This is a genomic window from Nocardia sp. NPDC003269 (assembly GCF_042888005.1).
Lineage (GTDB): Bacteria > Actinomycetota > Actinomycetes > Mycobacteriales > Mycobacteriaceae > Nocardia.
Genome location: NZ_JBIAPA010000003.1, coordinates 275,897 through 298,811, shown reverse-complemented (window position 1 = coordinate 298,811; position 22,915 = coordinate 275,897). Strand labels below are relative to the sequence as shown.

17 protein-coding genes and 1 riboswitch are annotated in these 22,915 nt (G+C 71.5%); of the genes, 8 read left to right on the top strand and 9 right to left on the bottom strand.

Going from position 1 to position 22,915, the window contains the following annotated elements:
- Positions 1–12: 12 nt before the first annotated feature.
- Complete coding sequence (locus ACFYWJ_RS21345; protein ID WP_355272411.1) at positions 13–1,218, bottom strand: glycoside hydrolase family 76 protein; 1,206 nt, start codon at positions 1,216–1,218, stop codon at positions 13–15.
- Positions 1,219–1,570: 352 nt separating this feature from the next.
- The gene (locus ACFYWJ_RS21340) at positions 1,571–2,596 is read right to left on the bottom strand and encodes a crotonase/enoyl-CoA hydratase family protein (protein ID WP_355272413.1); all 1,026 of its coding nucleotides are present in this window, start codon (positions 2,594–2,596) and stop codon (positions 1,571–1,573) included.
- Positions 2,597–2,773: 177 nt separating this feature from the next.
- Between ACFYWJ_RS21340 and ACFYWJ_RS21335 the strand changes: the two genes are divergently transcribed.
- Positions 2,774–3,190 (top strand): hypothetical protein, encoded by a 417-nt coding sequence (locus ACFYWJ_RS21335; RefSeq protein ID WP_355272414.1) that lies wholly within the window; start codon positions 2,774–2,776, stop codon positions 3,188–3,190.
- Between the two features lie 48 nt (positions 3,191–3,238).
- Here the strand turns inward: ACFYWJ_RS21335 and ACFYWJ_RS21330 are convergent, their stop codons facing one another.
- The 3 genes from ACFYWJ_RS21330 to ACFYWJ_RS21320 are packed head-to-tail and all read right to left on the bottom strand — an operon-like array spanning position 3,239 to position 7,328.
- Entirely contained in the window at positions 3,239–4,624 is a 1,386-nt protein-coding gene (locus tag ACFYWJ_RS21330) for a styrene monooxygenase/indole monooxygenase family protein (protein ID WP_355272416.1), read from the bottom strand.
- A 44-nt stretch (positions 4,625–4,668) separates the two neighbouring features.
- Positions 4,669–6,108: an LLM class flavin-dependent oxidoreductase gene (locus ACFYWJ_RS21325; protein ID WP_355272418.1), complete on the bottom strand. Its 1,440-nt coding sequence runs from the start codon at positions 6,106–6,108 to the stop codon at positions 4,669–4,671.
- Positions 6,105–7,328 (bottom strand): acyl-CoA dehydrogenase family protein, encoded by a 1,224-nt coding sequence (locus ACFYWJ_RS21320; protein ID WP_355272419.1) that lies wholly within the window; start codon positions 7,326–7,328, stop codon positions 6,105–6,107. Before ACFYWJ_RS21320 ends, ACFYWJ_RS21325 begins: the two co-directional genes overlap by 4 nt.
- 133 nt (positions 7,329–7,461) lie before the next feature.
- Between ACFYWJ_RS21320 and ACFYWJ_RS21315 the strand changes: the two genes are divergently transcribed.
- The 4 genes from ACFYWJ_RS21315 to rph all read left to right on the top strand — a co-directional run bounded on the left by ACFYWJ_RS21315 (position 7,462) and on the right by rph (position 13,153).
- A complete protein-coding gene (locus tag ACFYWJ_RS21315; RefSeq protein WP_355272420.1) occupies positions 7,462–8,760 on the top strand; it encodes an MFS transporter in 1,299 nt (432 codons plus the stop codon).
- A complete protein-coding gene (locus tag ACFYWJ_RS21310) occupies positions 8,757–9,767 on the top strand; it encodes a glutathione S-transferase C-terminal domain-containing protein (RefSeq protein ID WP_355272422.1) in 1,011 nt (336 codons plus the stop codon). Before ACFYWJ_RS21315 ends, ACFYWJ_RS21310 begins: the two co-directional genes overlap by 4 nt.
- Before the next feature lie 46 nt (positions 9,768–9,813).
- Positions 9,814–10,401, top strand: coding sequence for a GNAT family N-acetyltransferase (locus ACFYWJ_RS21305; RefSeq protein ID WP_355272424.1), 588 nt, complete (start codon positions 9,814–9,816; stop codon positions 10,399–10,401).
- Positions 10,402–10,522: 121 nt separating this feature from the next.
- A complete protein-coding gene (rph, locus tag ACFYWJ_RS21300; RefSeq protein WP_355272426.1) occupies positions 10,523–13,153 on the top strand; it encodes a rifamycin-inactivating phosphotransferase in 2,631 nt (876 codons plus the stop codon).
- 54 nt (positions 13,154–13,207) lie between these two features.
- Here rph and ligA read toward each other — a convergent pair whose 3' ends face one another.
- The gene (ligA, locus tag ACFYWJ_RS21295; protein ID WP_355272428.1) at positions 13,208–15,199 is read right to left on the bottom strand and encodes an NAD-dependent DNA ligase LigA; all 1,992 of its coding nucleotides are present in this window, start codon (positions 15,197–15,199) and stop codon (positions 13,208–13,210) included.
- A gap of 291 nt (positions 15,200–15,490) precedes the next feature.
- A complete protein-coding gene (locus tag ACFYWJ_RS21290) occupies positions 15,491–16,378 on the bottom strand; it encodes a M48 family metalloprotease (protein ID WP_355272430.1) in 888 nt (295 codons plus the stop codon).
- Positions 16,379–16,465: 87 nt separating this feature from the next.
- A riboswitch (guanidine-III (ykkC-III) riboswitch) is annotated at positions 16,466–16,532 on the top strand.
- 10 nt (positions 16,533–16,542) lie between these two features.
- Between ACFYWJ_RS21290 and ACFYWJ_RS21285 the strand changes: the two genes are divergently transcribed.
- Entirely contained in the window at positions 16,543–16,857 is a 315-nt protein-coding gene (locus tag ACFYWJ_RS21285) for a multidrug efflux SMR transporter (protein WP_355272432.1), read from the top strand.
- Here the strand turns inward: ACFYWJ_RS21285 and ACFYWJ_RS21280 are convergent.
- Together ACFYWJ_RS21280 and ACFYWJ_RS21275 are read right to left on the bottom strand one after the other, a co-directional pair.
- Positions 16,841–17,353 carry an SRPBCC family protein gene (locus tag ACFYWJ_RS21280; RefSeq protein ID WP_355272434.1) on the bottom strand — a complete coding sequence of 171 codons (513 nt, stop codon included), beginning with the start codon at positions 17,351–17,353 and terminating at the stop codon, positions 16,841–16,843. The genes ACFYWJ_RS21285 and ACFYWJ_RS21280 overlap by 17 nt on opposite strands.
- A gap of 79 nt (positions 17,354–17,432) precedes the next feature.
- Positions 17,433–20,291 carry a BTAD domain-containing putative transcriptional regulator gene (locus ACFYWJ_RS21275; protein WP_355272435.1) on the bottom strand — a complete coding sequence of 953 codons (2,859 nt, stop codon included), beginning with the start codon at positions 20,289–20,291 and terminating at the stop codon, positions 17,433–17,435.
- Between the two features lie 237 nt (positions 20,292–20,528).
- Here ACFYWJ_RS21275 and ACFYWJ_RS21270 point away from each other — a divergent pair, with 237 nt between their 5' ends.
- Positions 20,529–21,749, top strand: a complete 1,221-nt coding sequence (locus ACFYWJ_RS21270; RefSeq protein ID WP_355272437.1) for a PE-PPE domain-containing protein — start codon at positions 20,529–20,531, stop codon at positions 21,747–21,749.
- Between the two features lie 105 nt (positions 21,750–21,854).
- Positions 21,855–22,898 (top strand): TetR/AcrR family transcriptional regulator, encoded by a 1,044-nt coding sequence (locus ACFYWJ_RS21265; RefSeq protein ID WP_355272439.1) that lies wholly within the window; start codon positions 21,855–21,857, stop codon positions 22,896–22,898.
- The last annotated feature ends 17 nt before the right edge of the window (positions 22,899–22,915 follow it).

Genomic DNA, 22,915 nt, shown 5'->3' with positions numbered 1-22,915 from the left:
CCACGGCCGCGCTCATCGTCCCGCGGCCGTGAGCTGGTGATCCGCTTCGAGCAGCATCCACCCGCTCAGCTGTACCGACAGATCGCGGCTCAGGTTCGCCGCCGACGCCGCGTCGGCGCCGGCGAGATGGAGCAGCGAGCTCGGATACTCCGGCGCGGCGATCGGGCGGGTCCAGTCCATGCCGAACAGGGGCAGCCCGTCGACCTCGGCGCGATGCTCCCACGCGGCCCGCGCCGACGCGCGCACGATGGCCGCGGCGGTGGCATCGCCCAGCGCCAGCGCGGTTTCGGCCAGATAGCGGGCGAGGATGCCCATGAACAGCCCAGAGTCGTTCGCGGTGGCCGCGATGATGACGCCCCCGTTCGTCAGCGCGGTCGCCGTCGCCGCGACGAGCGCGGCCGCGCGGTCCCGGTGGACGGCGTCGCCGGTGCGCACCGCCAGTTCGGTCTCCAGCCCGATGGCCACGCCCTGGCAGTAGGTGTGGATGGTCCGGTTCACCTGTCCGTCGGGCTCGTGGACGCCGTCGAGGGTCAGTCCGGTGGCGGGGTCGCGCAGGCGGGTGTGCAGGAACTCGGCGAGTTGCCGTGCCCGGCCGAGGTCGCCGAGCCGCGCCAGCGCGATCCCGGTCGGCCCCACCGCCGGGGTGTTGAAGTAGGGGTCGCCCGACCGCCACGGCACCGCGCCGACCTGCGCGTTCCAGCCGTCGAGCAGGTCCGACCGCAGGTCACCGATCGCGTCACCGAACCTGATGCCCAGCAACCGATCGGCGCGTTCGAGCGCCAGCGCCAGCCACGCCATGTCGTCGTAGTAGCGGTTGGTCCAGCCGGTGATGTTGCGGGTGCGGATGCCGAGCGCGAGCGCGGCGACCCGGTCTGTGCGGGCGGGCGTGGGATCGCGGTGGGCGGCGTCGACCGCGCAGTCCACCAGGTGGGCCTGCCACCAGTAGCACCAGCGCCCGAACGACTGTTCCACCGGCGACGCGGGCCAGACCAGCGCGCCCAGACTCCGTTGCGGCAGGCCCCACAGCGCGCGCACGTGCCGGGAGACGATCGCCCGTTCCGCCAGCTCCGCCCGCTGCCCGGAGGTCAGCGCGTCGGCGGCCGGCGGGCGCCGGATCGTGCCCGCTCGCGGTGGTTGCCCCAGCACCCCGATACCGATCGCGGCACCCGCCGCGATCAGCGCACCGCGCCGGCTGATGCCCTCGTTCCGGCGAACCATCCGCTCGGACTCTCCTTCCGCACGACGACGCCCGAGCCGGGAACCGTACCGCCGGGGCGTCGGTCCGCGGTGGCCGGAACTTGAACTGTTCCGGTGTACCGCGAGAACGTTCGGCGGAGCCGGAGGCTGTCCGGCGGGTGTCGGCCGTGCGGTCCGGGCGGGGCGATCGGCGCGGCCGACGAGATCGGCGGCCCAGCCGTTCACAGACGACGAGGTCGGCGGGCAGTTCGGTGCCGTCGTCCAGGATCACCGTGTCCTCGGTGAATTCCCGGACTCGACCGTGTGCCAATTTTATCTCGCCGCCGGCACGCGGGGCCGCAGTGCAGAGGGTCGTGGACCAGGCGGCGCCGGTTCAGTCCTGATCTCCCGCCACACCACGTTTGTGGTCGCCGAACGGTTCGTCGCGTTCCCGCACCGCTTCCCGGAATCCGACAGTGGCCGAACGGAGTTGGAAGGCGTAGCCCTCGCGGGTGTGCCGGGAGATACCGTCGAAGACGGTGCTGACCATGCCCGAGTTGGCGACACCCTGGGCCAGCAGACTCGAGTTCAGCGCCAGCTTCGCCATCATGAGCTGATTGACCGGCATCCGCGCGATCCGCTCCACCAAGGCTTCGGTGCGCGCGTCTAGTTCGTCGGCGGGCCACGACTCCACCGCCAGACCCCACTCGGCGGCCTGCTTGCCGGTCAAGCAGTCACCGGTGAACAGCAAGCGCTTGGCGCGCTGGTCACCGAGGCGGTGCGCCCACATGCCCGCCGCCGGGATACCCCACACCCGGGTGGGTGGATAACCGATCTTGGTGTCGTCGGCGCAGATGATCTGGTCGCTGTAGAGGGCGATATCGGTCCCGCCCGCGACCGCGAAGCCGTGCAGTTTGGCGACAGTCGGCTTGTTCGCGTGCAGCAGGCTCGCGAAGCCGCGATTGAACCGGCTCATCATGGCGTAGTCGAGCATCGGATCCCAGGTGCCCCAGGGATTGTGGTTGACCGCCTGCGCGATCGGGTCGACGGCGGTGCCGGTGACCTCGTCGGCACCGCCCGCGCTCGCGAAACCCCGCTCGGCGAAAAGGTCCAGGTCGTAGCCGCCACAGAAACCCTTGCCGCGCCCCGACACCAGGATGACGTGCACGCGCGGATCCAGATCGGCCCGCTCGACCGCGTGCGCGAGATCCACCGGCGTGTCCGGGGTGATGGCGTTGCCCTTGTCGGGCCGGCCGAAGGTGATCCGGGCGATGCGACCGTCCCGCTCGTAGGTCAGCGTCCGGTATTCCCGCTCGGTGCTCGGGTCGGGGCGGTCGCGCCACGGGGACTCGGGCCCTTCGGTCCAGTTCTCGTACCACGCCGCGGGCCGCTGTCCCGCATGCGATTCGTAGTCCGACATGTGGCTGCCTCCTGAGTACGCGGAACGTGACGGCGAGGCCGATGCTATCGGCAGGCCAGGCCACGGCCCGCCGATTTCGCCTCGTCGTCTCCCGCCGCTGCCGCGCTAAGGTCGAACGGCGTGGCCGTCCGTGACCGCGGGCGGGTTCCCCAGCCAACCGACACGAAGAGGCATGTCATGCACCTCGGCGGTACGACCATCCGGGCCCTGATCGCGACGGCTGTCGTCGCGGTACCTGTGGGCGCGCTCGCGCCCGTCGCCGCGGCCGACCGCGGCCTGCTCGACGACGCGATCACCCTCACCAGCGGCGGACTGTGTGTCGGTCACGTCCATTTCGCGACGGTCTTCGGACCGGACACCCCGTATTTCGGCCTGGTCAGCGCGCTGCACGGGATCGGCCCGTGCTCGGTGGAGGTCGCGGTGGACTGGCGCAATCTCGACACCGGCGCCACCGGCACGGTGCGGCAGCAGGTCTACGGCACCGGCGGCACCCAGATCTCGTTCGATCCCGGGCCGGGGCGGATCACCGGCACGCTCACCACCGACGCGCCGCACAAGCCGGGCACCTTCGAATTCCAGCGCACCGCACCGTGATCCGCCGCGGCCGGAAGGTGACCGGCCGCGGCGGAATCGAGGTGACGCTCAGGCGCGGGTGAGCGCGCCCGCGTACTCGGACCGGGCGAATCTGCCCGCGGGCTGGAACCGGGCGAGCACGTCGGCCGCGGGCACCCCGGTGATCTCCTCGATGTAGGCGCCCGCCTGCTCGGCGGTGTCGATCCCGAGGAACGGCTGCGGCTGGTGCAGCAGGCCGACCAGTGCGCTCGCGAATCGGGGCTCCACCGCCGCGGCGGCGAAGAACTGGCCGCCGATGTCGGCGAATTCCGGGTCGCTGAGGAACAACCGGGTCACCTTGGCGGCGGCATCGCTGCGCGCGGCGAGGAACTCGGCGTAGCGGGCGGCGATCCAGGCCTCGTCGAAGGCGCCGTCGTGCACGGCGGCCGCGGCCACCAGGCGTTGCGCCTGGATCAGGCCGCTCTGCGCGCCCTGCCCGGCGATCGGGTCGTAGGCGACGGAGGTGTCGCCCAGCGAGGCCACCGGATGACCGCTCGCGGTCCGGCCGACACCGGCCCGGACCACCGGTCGGACAGCGCCCTTGAGCCACGAGTGCGGGTCGTCCTCGATCACCCGGGTGGCCAGGACCTCGGGCAGGTCCCAGTCGATGTAGTCGCGGTACAGCTCGGTGACGATCCGGTGCGCCGACGCCGCCGAATCGGCCGCCCCGAACCGCGCCGCCCAGTCGCTGCCCGGCCGGGCCCAACCCAGGAACGCCCAGCTCGGACCGGCGTCCTTGTGCAGGTAGGGCCCCCACCAGCCCTCGCCCTGATCGGCGAAGATGGAGAACCCGCTGTGCCCGCCGCCCGCCGGACTGCGATGCGCGAACACGCTTGGATCGTGGCCGAGCCCGGTGACGGTGACCGTGAGCAGCGAACGCTGGGGCGCGTCGTAGACGGTCCGTTCGGTGTCGACGGGGAACAGGTCGGACAGGCCACCGCGGCCGGTCGCGACGAGGGTCAGGTCGTACCGGGCGGCGATACCGTCGAGGGATTCCGGGGTGACCTGCTCGACGACGAAGCGCCCACCGCGTTCGCGGAACGCGGTGAGCCGCTCGTCGGCTTTGAGCCTGGTGTCGACCGCGACCCCGACGTAGCCGTCGAACACGCCGTCGAAGGCGATCAGCTCGGCGCGGTCGGGGTCGGCGATCCGGACGCTGAGCCCGGTGTGCCGGGGCGCCCTGGCGGTGTAGGTGTCCAGGCCGAGTGCCAGTTCGGCCTGCTGGGTCACCCCGAATTCCAGGGCCGTGCCGGTGGCGGGGACGTCGTCGCGGAGGGCCGGTTGGTCGCGGTCGCTGTAGAGCGTGACCTCGAAGCCGGCGTCGAGCAGACCTAGCGCCGCGGAGACGCCGGTCTGCCCGGCGCCGACGATCGCGGCCGAACGCGTGGAACGAGAAGCGGGATTCTGCGATGTCATATCGACATGGTTCTCGATTCCCTTCCGCCGCAGCAGGGTTGCGATCAGTGGGAATCGATGGCCGCGGCGACCGAGCCCGGTCGTGACTCCGCGTCGGGCAGGACGGTCGAATTCCGGCCGCCCACCCGGTAACTCGCGCCACGATGGTCGGCCGGGAGCCGGTCGCCCGCACCGAACAGCGCCTGCCGCAGGGTGCCGGGGGCGTACTCGGTGGCATAGGCGCCGCGGGCGGTCAGTACCGGGACCACGTGCCGCACGATGTCCTCGAACGTGCCGGGGGTGATCGCGTAGGCCAGGTTGAACCCGTCCAGGTCGGTCTCGGCCACCCAGTCCTGGAGCTGATCGGCGAGGGTCTCCCCCGACCCGACGAACACCGGGCCCATGCCGCCGATACCCGCCCAGCGGCCGATGTCGCGCACGGTCCACGCGCGGCCGTCGTCGTCGAACTCCTGGAACGCGGCGACCGCCGACTGGATGGCGTTGCTCCGCACGTCGCCGATGGGGTCGTCGAGGTCGTAGCGCGACAGGTCGATCCCCAGCCAGCCGGACATGAACACCAGCCCGCCTTCCACACTCGCGTAGGACAGGTACTCCGCGTGCTTGGCGCGGGCGGCCTCGTCGGTGGCATCGGTGACGATGGTGGCCAGCGCGTAGATCCGGGCCGCGTAGCGGTCACGGCCCGCCGCCTCGAGCGCGTCCCTGACCCGCGACACCGTCTGGGCGAGTACCCGTTTCGACGGTGCGGCCACGAACACGGCCTCGGCGTTCTCCGCGGCGAAACGCACCCCGCGCGGGGACGCGCCCGCCTGGTAGATCACCGGGGTGCGCTGCGGTGACGGCTCGGACAGATGGATGCCGGGCACGGTGAAATGCCGTCCGCGATGGCCGATGTGGTGCACCTTCGCCGGGTCCACGTAGATACCGCGGTCGACGTCACGTACTACCGCGTCGTCTTCCCAGGAACCTTCCCAGAGCTTGTAGAGCACCTCGAGATACTCGTCGGCCTGGTCGTAGCGGTCGTCGTGGTCGAGCTGGTCGTCGGCGCCGAGATTGCGGGCGGCCGAGGGCAGATAGCCGGTCACCACGTTCCAGCCGATCCGGCCGCCGGTGAGGTGGTCCAGCGTGGACAGCCGCCGGGCGAACGGGAAGGGGTGCTCGAAGCCGGTGCCGGTGGTGATGCCGAAGCCGAGATGCTCGGTGACCGCGGCCATCGCCGTCACCAGCAGCAGCGGATCGGCCACCGGCACCTGGGCGCCCTCCCGCAGCGCGGCGAGGTCGTTGCCGCCGTAGACGTCGTAGACGCCGAGCACGTCGGCGATGAAGATGCCGTCGAAGCGGCCGCGTTCGAGCAGCTGGGCGAGCTCGGTCCAGTAGCTCAGCTCCTTGTAGCGGTGCGACTGGTCGTCGGGGTGGCGCCACAGGCCGGGCGACTGATGGGCCACACAGTTCATGTCGAAGGCGTTGAACCGGATCCGGCGGGTCATCGCGTCTGCCCGTCGGCCGCGACCCGCTCGCCCGCACTCCAGCCGAAGGGCAGGTCGGTGCCGTTGAGCAGGTGATCGCCCACCGCCCTGGCCTTCTGGATCGCGGGGTTGTGCACGGAGATGGTGCGCGCGTTGCGCCAGTGCCGGTCCAGGCGCAGCCCCTCGGACACGATCGACGCGCCACCCACCTCGAACAGCAGGCTCGTGGCGGGCAGCACGGTGTCGATCACCGCGAGCTGGGCTCGCGCCGCGGCGAGTTCGACCGCGATGAGCGCGGACTCGTCCTTCGCCCCGGCGGCGAGGACCTCGTCGAGCAACTCGGCCACCGCGAGCACGTTCGCGCGGGCGGAGAACGCGGCCGCCGACAGGCGGCCGATCACCTGCTGCACCAGCGGATCGTGCCGGGGCAGGTCGGCGGCGGAATGGGTGTAGCCACGCGTGCGTCGCGAGACCCACTCGCGCACATCGCTTTCCGCGCGCTGGGCGATCCCCGCGAGCACCGCGAGCTGAACCAGCTGCAGGTAGGCGGTCGCGTAGGTGGGGCCGGACACGCCGTAGCCGGGGCCGAGGATCTGGTCCTCGGTGACCCGCACCGCGGTGAATTCGGTGGTGCCGCTGGCGGTGAGCCGCTGTCCGAAGCCGTCCCAGTCGTCGTGCTGACGCACCCCGTCGGCCTGCGCGCCGACCAGCACGCCGACCCGTTCGCCGTCGCGGTCGGCGGCGACGAGGATGTGGTCGGCGTAGAGCGAACCGGTGCTGTAGTACTTGGTGCCGTCGAGCCGCCAGTGCTCGCCGTCGCGAGTGAGCCGGGTGCGGTACCGGTCGACCGCGCCGACACCGGGTTCGGTGATGGCGTTGCCGACCAGGGTGCCCTCGGTGATCGCCCGCAGCCACCGCTCGCGCGCCGGTCCGGCGGCCGCCAGCAGCTGGTCCTCGACGAAGGAGAAGTGCACGCGCAGGGCCTGCGGCAGGTTCGATTCGGCGGCGGCGAGGTCGATGAGCAGCCGGAACAGCTGGCGCACGGTCGCGCCGTAACCACCGAACTCCACCGGCACCCGCAGCGCGCCGAAGCGGGCCGCGCGCAGGTCCGCGATCTCGGCATGCGCCAGTGCGCGGTCGGTCTCGCGGGCGACAGCGCCCTCGGCGATACGGTCGAAGAGGGGACGGAAGACGTCGTCCAGTTCGGAATCGGCCACGCGTTTCGTCTCTGTGGAAGTCATTCCCCCACCATGACGCCGCGGGCCCGCGCGCTCACGGGTTGCGCGCAGCGGGATCGCAAAGCGGGCCGGGCCCGTGGCGATCAGGCCGAGCCGGGGACCTGTGCCCCGGCGGGGTCTCTGCGACGATGTCGGCATGAGCACCGCCACCCGACCGGGTGTCTTCACGACCGGCACGCTGGTTCTGCTGTCCGCGCTGTACTTCGCGCAGGGTCTGCCGTTCGGCTTCTTCACCCAGGCGCTGCCGGTGGTGCTGCGCGAATCGGGCTATTCGCTGGTGGCGATCAGCGCGTCGGGTGTGCTGTTCCTGCCCTGGGCGCTGAAGTTCCTGTGGGCGCCCTATGTCGACCGGTACGGCACCCGGCGGACGTGGCTGCTGGTGCTGCAGCTGTCCGCGGCCGCGGTGGCGATGCTGCTGGCGTGCCTTGACCTGTCGTCGTCGCTGCGGTGGCTGTTCGTCGGCATCGTGGTGGTGAACCTGCTGTCGGCGACCCAGGACGTGGCCACCGACGGACTCGCCGTGCGTCTGCTCGGTCCGCGCCAGCGTGGACTGGGCAACGGCATCCAGGTCGGTGCCTACCGCGTCGGCATGATCGTCGGTGGCGGGGCGCTGCTGTGGTTGTTCGCCCTGGCCGGGTGGCGGGTGCTGTTCCTCGCCATGGCGGTGCTGATCGTGGCGACCACGATTCCGGTGTGGCTGCTGCGCGAACCGGTCGTCGACCGCCCGCCGCGCCCGCATCCCGCCCGCCTGCTCGGCACCTGGTGGACCCGGCTGCGCAGGCCGGGCGTCCTCGCGTTCATCGCGCTGATCGGCGCGTTCAAGTTCGGTGATTCGATGGCCTCGGCGCTGACCGGCCCGTTCCTGTCCGACGCCGGGCTCGATCTCGGCCAGATCGCGCTGATCAAGGGGGTGCTCTCCTCGGCGGGTGCCCTGGCGGGCGCGGCCATCGGCGGCTGGCTCGCCTACCGCTTCGGCCGCAGGCACGCGCTGCTGATCGGCGGGGTCACCCAGACCGCGAGCATCGCGCTGTATCTGTTCGCGGCCCTCGGCGTCGGCGGATTCGAACTGCTCGTCACCGCGAGCCTGGCCGAGCACGTCTTCGGCGGCGCCGCCACCGTCGCGGTGTTCGCGCTGATGATGGACGCCGCCGACACCGATCACGCGGGCAGCGACTACACCCTGCTCGCCTGCGCCATCGTCGTCGTCCAGGGGATGGCGGGGCTGGCGGCCGGGGTGATCGGCGACCTCGCGGGCTATCCCGCCCTGTTCGCGACGAGCCTGGTCCTGTCCGGACTCGGTTGTGCCGCACTGATTCTCGGGCTGTCGCGCGGGCTCGGGCCCGTCGGCGTACGCCGGGCGCTGGCGGACACCGACGCGGCCGCGCGTCCGGTCCCGGAACCGGCGGCCGAGGAGTCTGCCAGACTGGGCCGGTGAGCGATGCCGATGCGGGTACCTACGTCGAGCCGGGCGAATTCCGTCGCGATACGAACTACATCACGACGCGGATCACCGCCGACGGTCGCGACGGTTACCCCGTCGAACCGGGGCGCTACCGGCTCGTCGCGGCCAGGGCCTGCCCCTGGGCCAACCGGACGCTGATCGTGCGCCGGTTGCTCGGCCTCGAGCCGGTGCTCTCCCTGGGCCTGTGCGGGCCGACCCACGACAAGCTCAGCTGGACCTTCGATCTGGACCCGGGCGGGTTCGATCCGGTCCTGGGCATCCACCGGCTGCGCGACGCGTATCTGGCCCGGTTCCCGGACTATCCGCGCGGGATCACCGTGCCCGCGGTGGTCGACATCCCGACCGGGCAGGTGGCCACCAACGACTACGCCCAGATCACCCTCGACTTCTCCACCGAGTGGACCGCGTTCCACCGCCAGGGCGCTCCGCAGCTGTATCCGGAGCCGCTGCGGGACGAGATCGACGAGATCAACCTCGACGTGTTCCGCAACGTCAACAACGGTGTCTACCGCTGCGGATTCGCCGGCGCCCAGGACGCCTACGACGCCGCCTACACGCGCCTGTTCGACGCCCTCGACCGGCTCACCGAGCGGCTGAGCACCCAGCGCTACCTGGTCGGCGACACCATCACCGAGGCCGACGTGCGCCTGTTCACCACACTCGCCCGCTTCGATCCCGTCTATCACGGCCATTTCAAATGCAACCGCAGCAAACTCACCGAGATGCCGGTGCTGTGGGCCTACGCGCGCGACCTGTTCCAGACCCCCGGCTTCGGCGACACCATCGATTTCGGTCAGATCAAGGAGCACTACTACGTCGTCCATCGCGACATCAACCCCACCGGCATCATCCCGGCGGGGCCGGAGCTGTCGAACTGGCTGACGCCGCACCACCGCGAGGAACTGGGCGGTCGCCCGTTCGGCGACGGCACCCCACCGCCGCCGCCCCTGCCCGCCGAGCAGGTTCCGCCGATTATCTGAGATCGACTGTCCCACATCGACGCCGAGGCGCGTGGACACTGGGGGTATGCCCGAACTGCTGCCGCCCGTGGTGGATCCCGATCGATTCGCCGCGACACCGCAACCGCATCTCTCCGGCGTCGACGGCCTGACCCTGCGGCCGTGGGCCGAGGCCGACGCGCCCATCGTGTACCGGGCGTTTCAGGACGCGGCGATCAGCCGCTGGCACGTTCGCACCGCCGAATCCGTCGGCCAGGTGCGCCGGTGGATCGAGCGGTGGCGCACGGCGTGGTCGGCCGGTAACGGGCAGTGGGCCGTCACCGTCGACGACGAGGTGGCGGGGCGGATCGGCTTGCGCCGCAGCGACCTCGGCGAAGGCCACACCGAACTCGCGTACTGGACGCTGCCCGCCTGGCGCGGTCACGAGATAGCGCCCCGCGCCGCCCACATCCTCACCCGATGGGCGTTCGAGGACATCGGTTTCGACCGCATCCAGCTCACGCATTCGGTCCACAACGCGCCGTCGTGCCGGGTGGCGGCCAAATGCGGATTCGTCTTGGAAGGAACGCTGCGCGGGGCTGGGCGCCACCGCGACGGCTATCACGACATGCACCTGCATGCCCGGCTGCGCACCGATCGACCGGGACTCCGCTGAACGATCGGCTGCTTGCCTCCCCCTTCTACTGTATACACGAATCCGGGTCCTCATGAGGCGCGCAATCGTGGTCCATAATCGCTCGCGAAATACCGAAACCACCAGGTGAGGAGTAGCGGGGATGGCCTATGTACTGGATTTCGGGGAGATCGATCGCACCCGGGTCGCAATCGTCGGCGGCAAGGGCGCGAACCTCGGTGAGCTGGCCCGGATCGACGGAGTCGACGTGCCTGCGGGCTTCTGCGTCACGACCGAAGCCTTCGCCGAGGCGGTGACGGGCGCACCCGCCATCGAGGGTCTGTTCGAGGAGGTATCGCGGCTCACGGCCGACGACCGGGCGGGTATCGCCGCCGTCAGCGCCCGTGTTCGTCGCGCGCTCGAAGACCTGGTCGTGCCCGGGCACATCGCGGCCGAGATCCTCGGCGCGCACGCCCGGCTCGGGGTCGACGGCGCCTACGCGGTCCGGTCCAGCGCGACGGCCGAGGACCTGCCGACCGCGTCGTTCGCGGGTCAGCAGGACACGTTCCTGAACGTCGTCGGGCCCGCGGCGATCCTCGCGAACGTCAGCCGGTGCTGGGGTTCGCTGTTCACCGAACGGGCCGTCACCTACCGACTGCGCAACGACCTCGGCGAGCAGCCGATGCGGATGGCAGTGGTCGTGCAGCGGATGGTGTTCCCGCGCGCCTCGGGCATTCTGGTCACGGCCGACCCCGTCACCTCCGACCGGACCGTGGCCTGCATCGATGCCGGATTCGGTCTCGGCGAAGCGCTCGTCTCCGGTCTCGTCGACGCCGACATCTACCGGGTCCGCGACGACGCCGTCACCGAGCGGACGATCGCCACCAAGAAACTCGCTGTCGAGCCGGCGCCGGAGGGCGGCACCCGGGTGCGCGAGATTCCCGAGGAGCACCGCACCGACCCCGTGCTGTCGGAGGCCGAGGTACTGCGGCTGGCCCGGCTCGGCCGCCGGATCGAAGCGCATTTCGGCAGTCCGCAGGACATCGAATGGTGCCTGGACGGTCCGGACCCGCGGATCGTGCAGAGCAGGCCGATCACCACGCTGTTCCCCGTTCCGGTGGCCGCCGACGCGGAGAACCGCGTCTACGTGTCGGTGGGCCACCAGCAGATGATGACCGACGCGATGAAGCCACTGGGAATCTCGCTGTGGCAGTTGACGAGTCGCGCGCCGATGCGGGACGCGGGCGGTCGGCTGTTCGTCGATGTCACCGAAATGCTGGCGGCACCGGCGATCCGCACCGGTCTCATCGACGGGCTGGGCAAGTCCGATCCGCTGATCGGCGACGCGCTGCGGTCCGTGGTCGAGCGCGATGACTTCCTGCGCCCGGCGACCGACGACGTCGCGGTCCGCGCACCCGCCGGTGTCCCCGCACCGGGCGCGGCCCGTGCGCCGATCGAGGCCGATCCCGCCCTCGTCGCCGCACTGGTCGCCGATATCGACGGCTCCATCGCCACGCTGCGGCGCGAGATCCCGGCCTACGCGGGCCCGGCGCTGATCGACTTCCTCCTGGCCGATATCCAGGAGTTGCAGCGGACGGTGTTCGCGCCGCGCAGCCTGCAGGCCATCATGTCCGCGATGGAGTCCACCGAGTGGCTCAACGACCGGCTGTCGGACTGGCTAGGCGAGAAGAACGCCGCCGACATACTGCTGCAGTCGGTTCCGGGCAATGTGACCTCGGAAATGGGGCTGGCCCTGCTGGACGTCGCCGATGCGATCCGGCCGCACCCGGAGGTCGTGGCCTACCTGCGCGAGGTGGAGCAGACGGGTGCGGAGCGCGACGACTTCCTCGATCAGCTGGGCGCACGCGCCGGTGGGACTGCGGCCCGGGCCGCGCTCGAGGGGTTCCTCGACCGGTACGGCATGCGCTGTGTCGGCGAGATCGACATCACCCGGCCCCGCTGGAGCGAAAGCCCCACCACGCTCGTGCCCACGATCCTGGGCAATATCAAGAACTTCGGGCCCGGCGCGGGCAAGCAGCGCTTCGACGACGGCCTGCGCGACGCCGAGCAGGCGAAGCACCGGCTCCTCGATCGCGTGCGCGCCCTCCCGGACGGGGCAGCGAAAGCCACGGAGACCGCGGCGATGATCGATCGCCTCCGCACGTACTCCGGGTATCGGGAGTATCCGAAATACGGCATGGTGAGCCGCTACTTCGTCTACAAGCAGGCGCTGCTGCGCGAAGCCGACCGGCTCGTGCGCGACGGCGTGCTGCGCGACCCCGAGGACATCTACTACCTCCGGTTCGACGAGCTCGGCGAGGTGGTCCGCACGCAGCAGGCCGACGCCGAACTCATCGACGAGCGCAAGGACGCGTTCCGCTCGTATCGAACGCTCACCCCGCCCCGGGTGCTCACCTCCGACGGCGAGGCTCTCACCGGCGCCTACCGGCGCGCGGACCTGCCGCCGGGCGCGCTGCCAGGGATGGCGGTGTCCGCCGGGACGATCGAGGGCCGCGCGCGCGTCGTGTCCGATATCGGGCAGGCCGATCTCGACCCGGGCGACATCCTGGTGACCGCCTACACCGACCCCAGCTGGACGCCGCTGTTCGTCGCGATCCGCGGCCTGGTGACCGAGGTCGGCGGCCTGATGACCCACGGCGCGGTGATCGCCCGCGAGTACGGCCTTCCCGCCGTCGTCGGCGTGGAGCACGCCACCACGCTGATCCGCGACGGGCAGCGCATCCGCGTGCACGGCACCGACGGCTACGTCGAGATCCTGACGCCGGACGAGTGACGCCGGCACCGGCGCTCGGCGACCCAGCCCGGGCCGGGCCGCCGAGCGTCCGGTCTAGACGACCTTGGCGTCGATCAGCAGGTTCCAGATCTCGCCCTGGTCGACGACCTCCACGCCGAGCTTCTCGGCCTTGGCCAGCTTGCTGTCACCGACACCGGCGCCGGTGATGAGCAGATCGGTGTTGGCCGAGACCGAGGAGGCCGCGGTCGCGCCCGCCTGCTCGCACAGCCGCTGGAAGGTCGGGCGGGCGACCTTCTCCCCCGACCGCGGGTCGCTGATGGCGCCGGTGATGACGACCGTCTTGCCCGCCAGCGGCGCGCCTGCCGCGACGACCGGGGCGAGGTCTTCTTCGCGCACGTCCAGGTCGACACCGGCCGCCCGCAACCGGTCCAGCTCCGGGCGTAGCCGGGTGAGGTGCGCGACCAGGGAGGCGGCGACCTTCGGGCCGATGTCGTCCACCGCGACGAGCCGTTCCTCGCCCGCGTCGGCGACCTCCTCCAGCGAGCCGAATCCGGCCCTGGCCAACCTGGCGGCGGTGCCGTCGGAGGCCATCGGGATGGCCAGCCCGATCAGCGCGCGGCGCAGGCCGACCCGGCGGCTCGCGTCGATGGATTCGATCATCCGCGCGGCCGATACCTCGCCGATCCGATCGAACTCGAGCAGGCGCTCCTGGGTGAGGGTGTAGAAGTCCGACGGGTGCTCCAGGATGCCCGCCTCGGCGAGGCGTTCGATCCACACCTGACCGATGGCGTCGATGTCGGCCGCCGCGCGCGAGGCCCAGTGGATGAGCCTGCGCACCGTCTGGGCGGGACAGGCGACGTTGGTACAGAACAGCTCTCGGCTGTTGCCCTGTTCGGTCACCGGCTGCCCGCACGAGGGGCACACGGTGGGTGGCACGATCTCGCGCTCCGCGCCGGTGCGCTTCGCCGCGTCGAGCACGCCGGCCACGAACGGGATCACGTCACCGGCGCGGCGCACCAGCACGGTGTCGCCGATCTTGATGTCGCGGGCGCGGATCACCTCCTGGTTGGCCAGCGTGGCCTTGGTGACGGTGGTGCCACCGACGAACACCGGTTCCAGCCAGGCGACCGGGACGATCTTGCCGGTCTTGCCGACATCCCAGACGACGTCGGCCAGCAGCGTGGTCTTCTCCTCGGCGGCGAACTTGAACGCGAGCGCGCCGCGCGGCGAATTGGACCGGGTTCCGGCCGCCGCGTAGGCGTCCCGGTCGGCCAGGCGCAAGACCGCGCCGTCGATGTCGTAGTCCAGGTCGTTGCGGCCCTGCTCGATCTCGGTGATCGCCGCCTGCGCCGCGGTGGCGTCGGCGCACACCCGCATCCGCGCACCCTCCACGCCCAGCGCCAGCAACCCCGCGCCGAGATCGTGGGCGGCGCCACCGTCGGCGGTGTCGAGGTCGAAGCCGAAGAACTGCAGGCGGCGTTCGGCGACCGTGGCCGGGTCCTTGGCTCGCAGCGTGCCCGCCGCGGCATTGCGCGGATTGATCAGCGGTTTGTCCGGGTGGGCGGCGTTGTAGGCGGCGAAGGTCGACCGCAGCATCACCGCCTCGCCGCGCACCTCCACGCGTCCGGGCAGCTCGATCCGCTCGGGAACGCCGTCGACCAGGGCGCGGACCAGCATGGTCACGTCGTCACCGGTGGTGCCGTCGCCGCGCGTCACCGCCCGCACCAGGCGCCCGTCCTCGAAGACCAGCGACAGCGACAGGCCGTCCAGTTTCGGCATCACCACCACCGGCTGCCCGGGGAAGCGCTGGAAGAACGCCTCGACCTGCTCGGGCTTCGTGGCCTTCTCGAGCGACAGCATGGGCCGCGCGTGCCGGACCGGCGCGTGCAGCACCGCGGGCGCGCCGACCTGGTCGAGCGGGTTCGGGTCGGGCGTGAGTTCGGGGTGCGCCGCGATCAGCGCACGCAACTCGTCCTCGATCGTGTCGTACTCGGCATCGGCGACCAGTGGCGAGCCCTGGTAGTAGGCGTCGCGCAGCGCCACGATGCGATCGGCGAGTTCCTGGATACGTTCCCCTGTTTCCACAGCACGCGACGCTACCGATGCCCACCGACAGCTCCGGCGAGGAGGGTGCGCCACCCGCCCGGCCGCTCACGAAATCCTCACGAGGGCGGCGGCAGTATCGGTGCCGGATCAGGTGCCCGGCCCCGCCGACCGAGCGAACCCGACGCCCGCGGCGGCACCTCGCGCCCCGCGGACCCGCACCCCGAGCTGCCCTCGCGGTGCGGATCGCTTCGTGGCCGCCACTGATCCGGCGCACCCGCCGACTGTTCCTCCGGCGGGTGCGCCTCTTCCCCGATCGTCGGCTGCAGGCGATCAGGCCGCGGCGATGCGCCGAATCGCCTGCAGCCGTTCCGTTGTCGGCGGATGGGTGCCCAGCCAGCGGGCCCTGGCCGCGAGCAAGGCCGACTCCGGTGAGGTCTCGTACGGCAGCCACTTCCGCAGTGCGCCATGGAGATCGCGGCCGTACCCGAACTCGACCGCCATCCGGTCGGCGGCGAACTCCGCGCGCCGCGAGCGCGCCGCCGCCGTCAGCTGTTCCAGGACGAGCAGGCCGATCAGCACGACCACGACCGGCACGCCGATGCGCGGCGTCAGCACGACCGCCGCGACCACCAGCAGCGCGGCCGAGATCGCCGACCGGATCAGGAACCGGACGACCCCGGGTCCCCGTGCCGCGCGGACCGGGATCTTGCCGATCGCGCGCACCATGCGGGCCGGGAGCGCGACCCACTCCTCGAGCAGCCGCAACCGTGGATCCAGCATCAGGTGATGGGCGAGTTCATGGGCGAGCACCGCCGCCAATTGCCGTGGCCGCAGCGACCCGATCGCCCAGCTCGTCACCGCGACCATCCGCGCGGGCGCGGCGAACGCGTTGAGCGTGCCCGATTGCTGCACCCACAGCGAGTAGGGCCAGCCGTCGACGCCGGCGGTCCGGGTGACGTCGGACCACGCGGTCGCGAGCAGGTCCGGTTCCGCGCCGACCGGCTTGCGGAAGCCATAGGCGGCCGCCGCCTGGCCCCGGTTCGGGTGGAACCACGCGGCACTGGCCACCCCGCACCCGATCACGAACCACAGCGCGAGCACGATCGCCGCCGCCCAGCGACCGACGGCGACGCCGACGACGCACACCAGCACACCGTTGAGCGCCACGCTCGGCAGCGTCAGCAGAAATCCACCGGCGAATGCGCGAATCCTCCCCACGCACGCGAGTTTACGGCGGGCCACCGACACTCCCGGTGAGCCCGACCACCAACGCTTGCCGCCCGGTAACCGGCGTGCCATGGTGGAGAAGAGCCCGGACTTCGGGCTTCCGGACGAGGGGTGCCGTACCCGGAGTGCGACAAGACGGCCCGAGGAGGGCTGTGATGTCGTGGATTCTGCTCGTCGTGTCCGGATTCCTGGAAGCCGTGTGGGCGACCGCGCTGGGCAAATCCGAAGGCTTCGCCCGGCTGGTGCCGTCGGTGGTGTTCTTCGTCGCGCTCATCGCGAGTATGGCCGGATTGGCCTTCGCCCTGCGCGAACTACCCGTCGGCACCGCCTACGCGGTCTGGGTGGGCATCGGCGCGGTCCTCACCGTCACCTACGCCATGGCCACCGGCGAGGAACCGATCACGATCGTCAAGCTGGTGTTCCTGACCATGATCGTCACCGGCGTCGTCGGCCTCAAACTGGCCCACTGACCTGCGACCCGGATGTCCGCTCGTCAGCGGACCGGGACGGTGTGGCTTCGACCAGTTCGCGGAGTGCCTCGACGTCGCGGGTGAGGTTGTGTTGCAGCATGCGTGCCAGGAGCGAGCCGAAGAGCCGTTGCAGTCCGTGCGGTCGCACCCGCAGGTCGAGGCGGACCGCGCAGCGGCCGGGCGCGAGTGCGGTGACGGTGCGCGCGCCGTCCGCGTCCGCTCCGCTGACGGTGCGCCAGGTCAGGCGGGTGCCCGGAACGACGGTGCCGACCTCGCCCCGCGTCCGCCAGGTACGCCCGGCGAAACGGAGTTCCTCGGTGGTGCGGGTCGCCGCGGTGGAGATGCCGGGTGGGTCGGCGGTCATCGCGACCACTCCGGTGCGCCACCGCGGGTCGTTGGCGTAGTCGGCGAGGACCGCCCAGACCTGCGCGGCGGGCCGGAAGACGGTCGTCGCGGCACAGAGTTCGAAGGTGCGCGCGTGCTGGGGATCAGACATGGTTCGGCCCTCACGGTGTCGGTGCGAGCGGCCGGTCGGCGGCTCCTCTCGACTGTCGCGCCCGGGTGTTTCAGTCCCGCTACAGCGACGGCGGCCCAGGCCCGAGCTCCGGCCGGTCGGCCCGGGCCAGCGCACCGACCAGATCGATCACCGCGGGCCAGCTCAGCGCCGCCCCGTCGGTCAGCTCGTCCGGTCGCGAGTGGGCGGCCAGCAGCCGGTCCATCCGCGCGACGATCGCGGGATGGGCGAACTGGACGTAGCGGCGTGGGTCGGCGCCGACTCGCGCGGAGTGGTGCAGTGCCGCCGCGCGCACCCGCAGCGCCTGCTCCGGTCGGCCCCGTGCCATGAGCGCGTACGACGCGGCGTACACCGCACCCAGCGCGTCGGCGATGTTCGACTGCCGGGCGAACACCCCCAGCGCGCGATCGAGGGCGGTGAGAGCTGCGGCGGCGCCGTCGGTGTCGTCCGGGTCGGCCAGGATCGCCCAGGCCAGCACCACATCGGCCATGCCTTCACACCACAGGTGACCGCAGTCGGCGCTGCGTTCGCGGGCCACCCGCAGCAGGCGCACGGCCTCGGTCCGACGGCCCTCCAGTAGCAGCACGGTGCCCGTGCCGAACTCCGCGCAGCCGCGGATCCACTCCGGCGTCGGCAGCCGGTCGACCTCCGCGACGAGCACGTCGACCGCCACCCGCGCGGTCGCCGGGTCACCGAGCGCGGTCCACGCCAGTGCGCGATACATCAAGGCGGACAACCACAATTCCCGCTCGGCCTCCGGTCCGCCCAGGACGGCCATGGCGGCGTCGGCGCTCGCGAGCGCGTCCGCGGGCTCCCCGGCGTGGAACGACACGATCGACAGACCGAGCAGCCCGAAGGCGCGATCGGCGGCGGGGGCATCGGCCGCGGCCGCCAACGCGTCGCGCAGCAGGGTGCGGCCGACCGCCACGATGCCGAGCACACTCCACGCGAACTGCAGGGCCGCCACGGTCCGCAGGGCCGCCACCGGATGGTGCTCGAGATCGTAGGCGATCCCGGCCCGGAGATTCGGCAGCTCCGCGGCCAGCGACCGATAGGCGTCTGCGGCGTGATGGCCGGTCAGCAAGGCCGATTTCTCGGCGGCGAAGGTGCGCACCCAGGTCGCGTGCCCGGCCCGGCTCGCCCCCGGGGCCGGGTCGACGCCACGACAGTAGCCACGGACGGTCTCCAGCAGGCGGTAGCGGGTGCCGGCGGGCGTGTGCTCGAGGGTGAGCACGGACCGGTCGACGAGCGAGGCCAGCGGGGCGAGCACCCCCGCATCGGGGTGTGTCGCCGCGGCCGCCTGCCAGGTGAATCCGCCCTCGAACGGCCACAACCGCACCAGCAGAGCCCGATCGCCGGGGGCCAGATCGTCGACGCTCCACCCGATCGCCGCAGACAAGTCGGCGTGCCGCGACAGCGATCCGTGCGGGGTCGGACCGAGCACGTCTCGCCGGTCGCGCAGATGGGTCGCGATCTCGGATAGCCCGAACGCGCGTTCGCGCGCGGCCGCCAGTTCGATGGCCAGGGGCAGGCCGTCCAGCATCGCGCAGATCTCGTGCGCGGCCGTCCGATCCGCCGCGTCGGGCCGCCAGCCCGCCCGGCCGGCGCGCACCCGATCGAACAGCAGGCGCACCGCGGCACCGTCGTCGCCGACTTCGTCGAACACCGGCAGCGGCGACAGGGCCAGCACATGCTCGCCGTCGACACCGAGCGGCTGTCGGCTGGTGGCCAGGATCCGCAGGTGCGGGCAGGCGGCCAGCACCGTCACCACGACGCGGGCGACCGGTTCGATCAGGTGCTCACAGTTGTCGAGCACCAGCAGGCCGGGCGTCGCCGCCAGCGCCCGGCAGATCTGGGTCACGGGGTCGCCGGTGCGCTGGACCAGCGACAGCGTCGTCGCGATCGCGGTCGGCACGGCGTCGCCGTCGTCGACGTCACCCAGGCGCACGAACCATCGGTCGACAGGCGCCTCCGCCGCGGTCCAGTGTTCGATCGCCAACCGGGTCTTGCCCACGCCGGCGGGTCCGACCACGCTGACCAGTCGCTCGGTGGTGAGCAGTTCACCCAGCACGCGCAGCTCGTCGTCGCGGCCGAGGAAGGTCGACAGCGGCCGCCGATGCGGTGGGCGGCGGCCCGGTGGGGAATCCGGCCGCGCGCCAGGCGATTCCACCAGCAGACCCGGATCCTGCTCGAGCATCCGGCGCTCGAGCGACCGCAGCGCGGGCCCGGGTTCCACCCCCAGTTCCGCCACCAGCAGCTCGCGCACCCGGCGCAGTTCGGCCAGTGCCTGCGCCTGACGACCGCTGCGGTACAGCGCCGAGGCCAGCAGCTCCCAGCGCCGCTCCCGGAACGGTGCGGCCGTCACCGCCTCGCCGAGATCGGCCACCGCCGTCGCGAGCTCACCGCACGCCAGCCGCGCCGCCGCTCGCTCCTCGATCGCGACCTCGTACAACTCCCTGAGCCGGATGCGCTCCGCCAGCGGACCATCGGCCTGCTCCAGCTCCGGCCACGGGTCACCCCGCCACAGCGCGAGCGCTTCGCTCAGTACCCGCTCGGCGGACACGGGATCGTCGACGGCGAACTCGCGCACTCCGGCGGCGACCAGGTCGGCGAACCTGCCGAGATCGGTGTGCTCGGCCGGGAGTGCCAGCAGGTAACCGGACCCCCTGCGGCGCACCAGCTCTCGCCCAGCGGGGCCCAGTGCGGACCGGAGCCGGGAGGCGACGACCCGCAAGGTCGCCGATGCCTGTCGTGGCTGCTCGGCACCCCACACGAGGTCGGCGAGGGCGGCATCGGAGAGCGGCGAGCCCGCGCCGGTCGACAGCGCCGCGAGGAACCGTCGCGGCACCGGGCCGCCCAGATCCACGACGTGCCCGTCCACCTCGACCTCGATCGCGCCCAGTGCCCGCAGGAACACCACCCGGAAACCCTATCCCGAGGCCGACACGCGATCCGGGATCCGCGTTGCGACCTTGTCGCCCCGCACCCCCGCTGGCACAATTGCTCGGAAATTGCCGAGGTCTCGCTCTTCCTCCCGTTGAAGGGGTAGCCCATGCCGCAGACATCGAAGACGCGAAAGACACATCGATCGGCAACCGGTAGACGACGTTCAGCGGCACGCGGGAGTACATCCGCCGCGCTTCTCACGGCACTGGGTGTGGCATGGCTGGAGATACAGAGTGTCGGCGCGGTCGCGCTGGCGGCGACGACGGTGCTGATCGTGCCCGGCACGGGTACCAGCGACCCGTCGGTGGCCCACGATTTCGAGAGCAACGCGTACCAGAACTTCGTCGTTCCCGGCGCACACGGTTGTACCGACAACGCTTGTCCCGGCGTCACCTTCGTTCCCGTTCCCTATGACGCGTCGCTGTGGCCGGTCATCTCGTCGAAGGGCCCCGGGGCGTCGTCGGCGAAGTGGGATCCTTCGGTCGCCGACGGCGTCGCCACTCTCGGCGCGCTGGCCGCGCGTCAGCTGGGTGCCCCGGGGAACGGCGGCATCGTGATCTTCGGCTATTCGCAGGGTGCGACGGTGGCCAGTGCGGAGAAGGCCGCCCTGGCGGGGCTGACGCCGGCGGAGAAGAACCGGCTGACCTTCGTCCTCATCGCGAATCCGAACCGTCCCAACGGCGGCATCATCGAACGGCCGGTGCGTTTCGGTGAGATCCCGGTCGCCGACATCAGTTTCGGCCCGCCCACCCCGACCGACACGGGCATCGCGACCACGGATATCGCCATGCAGTACGACGGCATCTCGGACTTCCCCGCCTATCCACTCAATGTGCTCGCCGATGCGAACGCCCTGCTGGGCACCCTGCTGATCCACCCCTCCTACCTGCAGCCGAAGGGCGACGGCGCGGGCAGCGAACCCAAGGCGGGCGCGGCGATCTACGGCTACCGCGATCCGGCCGACTTCGTCGCCCAGCAGAACTGCGATGAGCATCCCGAGAATTGCCAGAGCCACGGTGACACCGTCTACAAGACGATCCCCAGTCCCGAGGGCACCTTGCCCCTGCTGTACCCCTTGCGCGCGGTCGGACAGCACACGAACACCACGAATGTCACCGAACCCGCCGCGGTCCTGCTGGAACCGGCGCTGCGGGTCCTGATCGAGACGGGATACGACCGCACCGACTACGCGGAGCCGACACCGTTGCGGTTCGACCAGCCACTGAACCCGAGCAAAACCGCCACCTTGCCGGTGGACCTGCCCGCCGCGATCGACGAGGGCATCACCGACGCCCTCGCGGAAATCGACGACCCGGCACGCACGCCGGACCGGACCCTGCCCCCGGCCGCGGCCCTGGCCAATCTCGACGACCTCCTGCCCCCGAACCCGGTGACACCGCTGCTGCGCGACTTCTTCCCACCCGCGCCCTGAGACCACGCCGGAATCGCCGCATGCTTGATACCGAAACTAATAGTTTCGTATGCTGCCCTGGTGGCGACAGGGCGACGAGGGGCCGGCCGACCGCGCGAGGAACGCGTGGACGCGTCGATCGCGGCGGCGGTGCGTGCGGTGCTCGACGAGCGCGGGTACGCGGGGTCGACCGTGGACGCGGTCGCGACCCGCGCGGGCGTGAGCAAGGCGACCATCTACCGCCGCTACGCGACCAAACAGGAGATGACCTTCGCCGTCCTGCTCCACGATCTGCGCGCGGCGGCGCCCGCCGACACCGGCAGCCTGTCCGGCGATCTGCGCGCACTCACCACCCAGATCGCGACGCAGGTGCGCGGCGCGGGCGCGGACAACCTGACCGGCCTGCTCGCCGACATCCGCGCCGACCCCCGCCTACGCACCCGTTTCGCGACGACCTTCCTGCCCGTGGAACGACGCATCATCACGACGGTGCTCGACCGCGCGATCGCCCGCGGTGAACTGACCCGCGCACCGGACCCGGCCGTGGTCCAGGCGCTGCTGCTCGGCCCGCTCTACTCCTGGCTGATCATGCTCGACGAAAACCCCACGCGCGCCACCGAACTCACCGGTCTCGTCGCCGCCGCGGTCACCGAGGCGCTCACCACGAATCTGCTGCCGACCCGCAGATCACCCGCCGCGCGGCCGAGGACCGCGCCCGGCGGGCCACGGCCACCACCGGCGCCACGAGCGTCCCCATGGCCAGGACTCAGCACTTCCACCGAAGATCGTCCCGAACAGAGGAGTTCCATGAACAAGACATTCACCGCCGTCGCCCGCGTCGCGGCCGCCGGGGTTTGCGGCCTGGCGTTCGTCGCCGTCATCGGTTCCGGCACCGCGCAGGCGGCACCGCAGGACTGCCGGGTCGAACGGGATTTCTTCGGCGCGGCGGCCACCTGTCAGCCCGACGGCGGAAGCAACTACGTCCTGCACCTCGACTGCTTCGGCTTCTACGCCAACGGCCCGTTCCCGATGTACACGATCGGCTCCTACACCGTGCTCAGCTACCCGTTCGAGCCCTCGGGCCAGCGCATCTCGGCCGCGTGCACCGGCATGGGCCCGGGTGTCGTCGCGGCCGCCACCAACGCGTACGTCGAGGTCTATCGGGGCTAGCGAGCCCGCGGCGCGCC

Bases quoted from the DNA above. Each gene is read 5' to 3' on its own strand.
- ACFYWJ_RS21315 (WP_355272420.1), top strand. From the start codon at position 7,462: ATGAGCACCGCCACCCGACCGGGTGTCTTCACGACCGGCACGCTGGTT.
- ACFYWJ_RS21340 (WP_355272413.1), bottom strand. From the start codon at position 2,596: ATGTCGGACTACGAATCGCATGCGGGACAGCGGCCCGCGGCGTGGTAC.
- ACFYWJ_RS21320 (WP_355272419.1), bottom strand. From the start codon at position 7,328: ATGACTTCCACAGAGACGAAACGCGTGGCCGATTCCGAACTGGACGAC.
- ACFYWJ_RS21335 (WP_355272414.1), top strand. From the start codon at position 2,774: ATGCACCTCGGCGGTACGACCATCCGGGCCCTGATCGCGACGGCTGTC.
- rph (WP_355272426.1), top strand. From the start codon at position 10,523: ATGGCCTATGTACTGGATTTCGGGGAGATCGATCGCACCCGGGTCGCA.
- ACFYWJ_RS21345 (WP_355272411.1), bottom strand. From the start codon at position 1,218: ATGGTTCGCCGGAACGAGGGCATCAGCCGGCGCGGTGCGCTGATCGCG.
- ACFYWJ_RS21305 (WP_355272424.1), top strand. From the start codon at position 9,814: ATGCCCGAACTGCTGCCGCCCGTGGTGGATCCCGATCGATTCGCCGCG.
- ACFYWJ_RS21285 (WP_355272432.1), top strand. From the start codon at position 16,543: ATGTCGTGGATTCTGCTCGTCGTGTCCGGATTCCTGGAAGCCGTGTGG.
- ACFYWJ_RS21280 (WP_355272434.1), bottom strand. From the start codon at position 17,353: ATGTCTGATCCCCAGCACGCGCGCACCTTCGAACTCTGTGCCGCGACG.
- ACFYWJ_RS21330 (WP_355272416.1), bottom strand. From the start codon at position 4,624: ATGACATCGCAGAATCCCGCTTCTCGTTCCACGCGTTCGGCCGCGATC.
- ACFYWJ_RS21325 (WP_355272418.1), bottom strand. From the start codon at position 6,108: ATGACCCGCCGGATCCGGTTCAACGCCTTCGACATGAACTGTGTGGCC.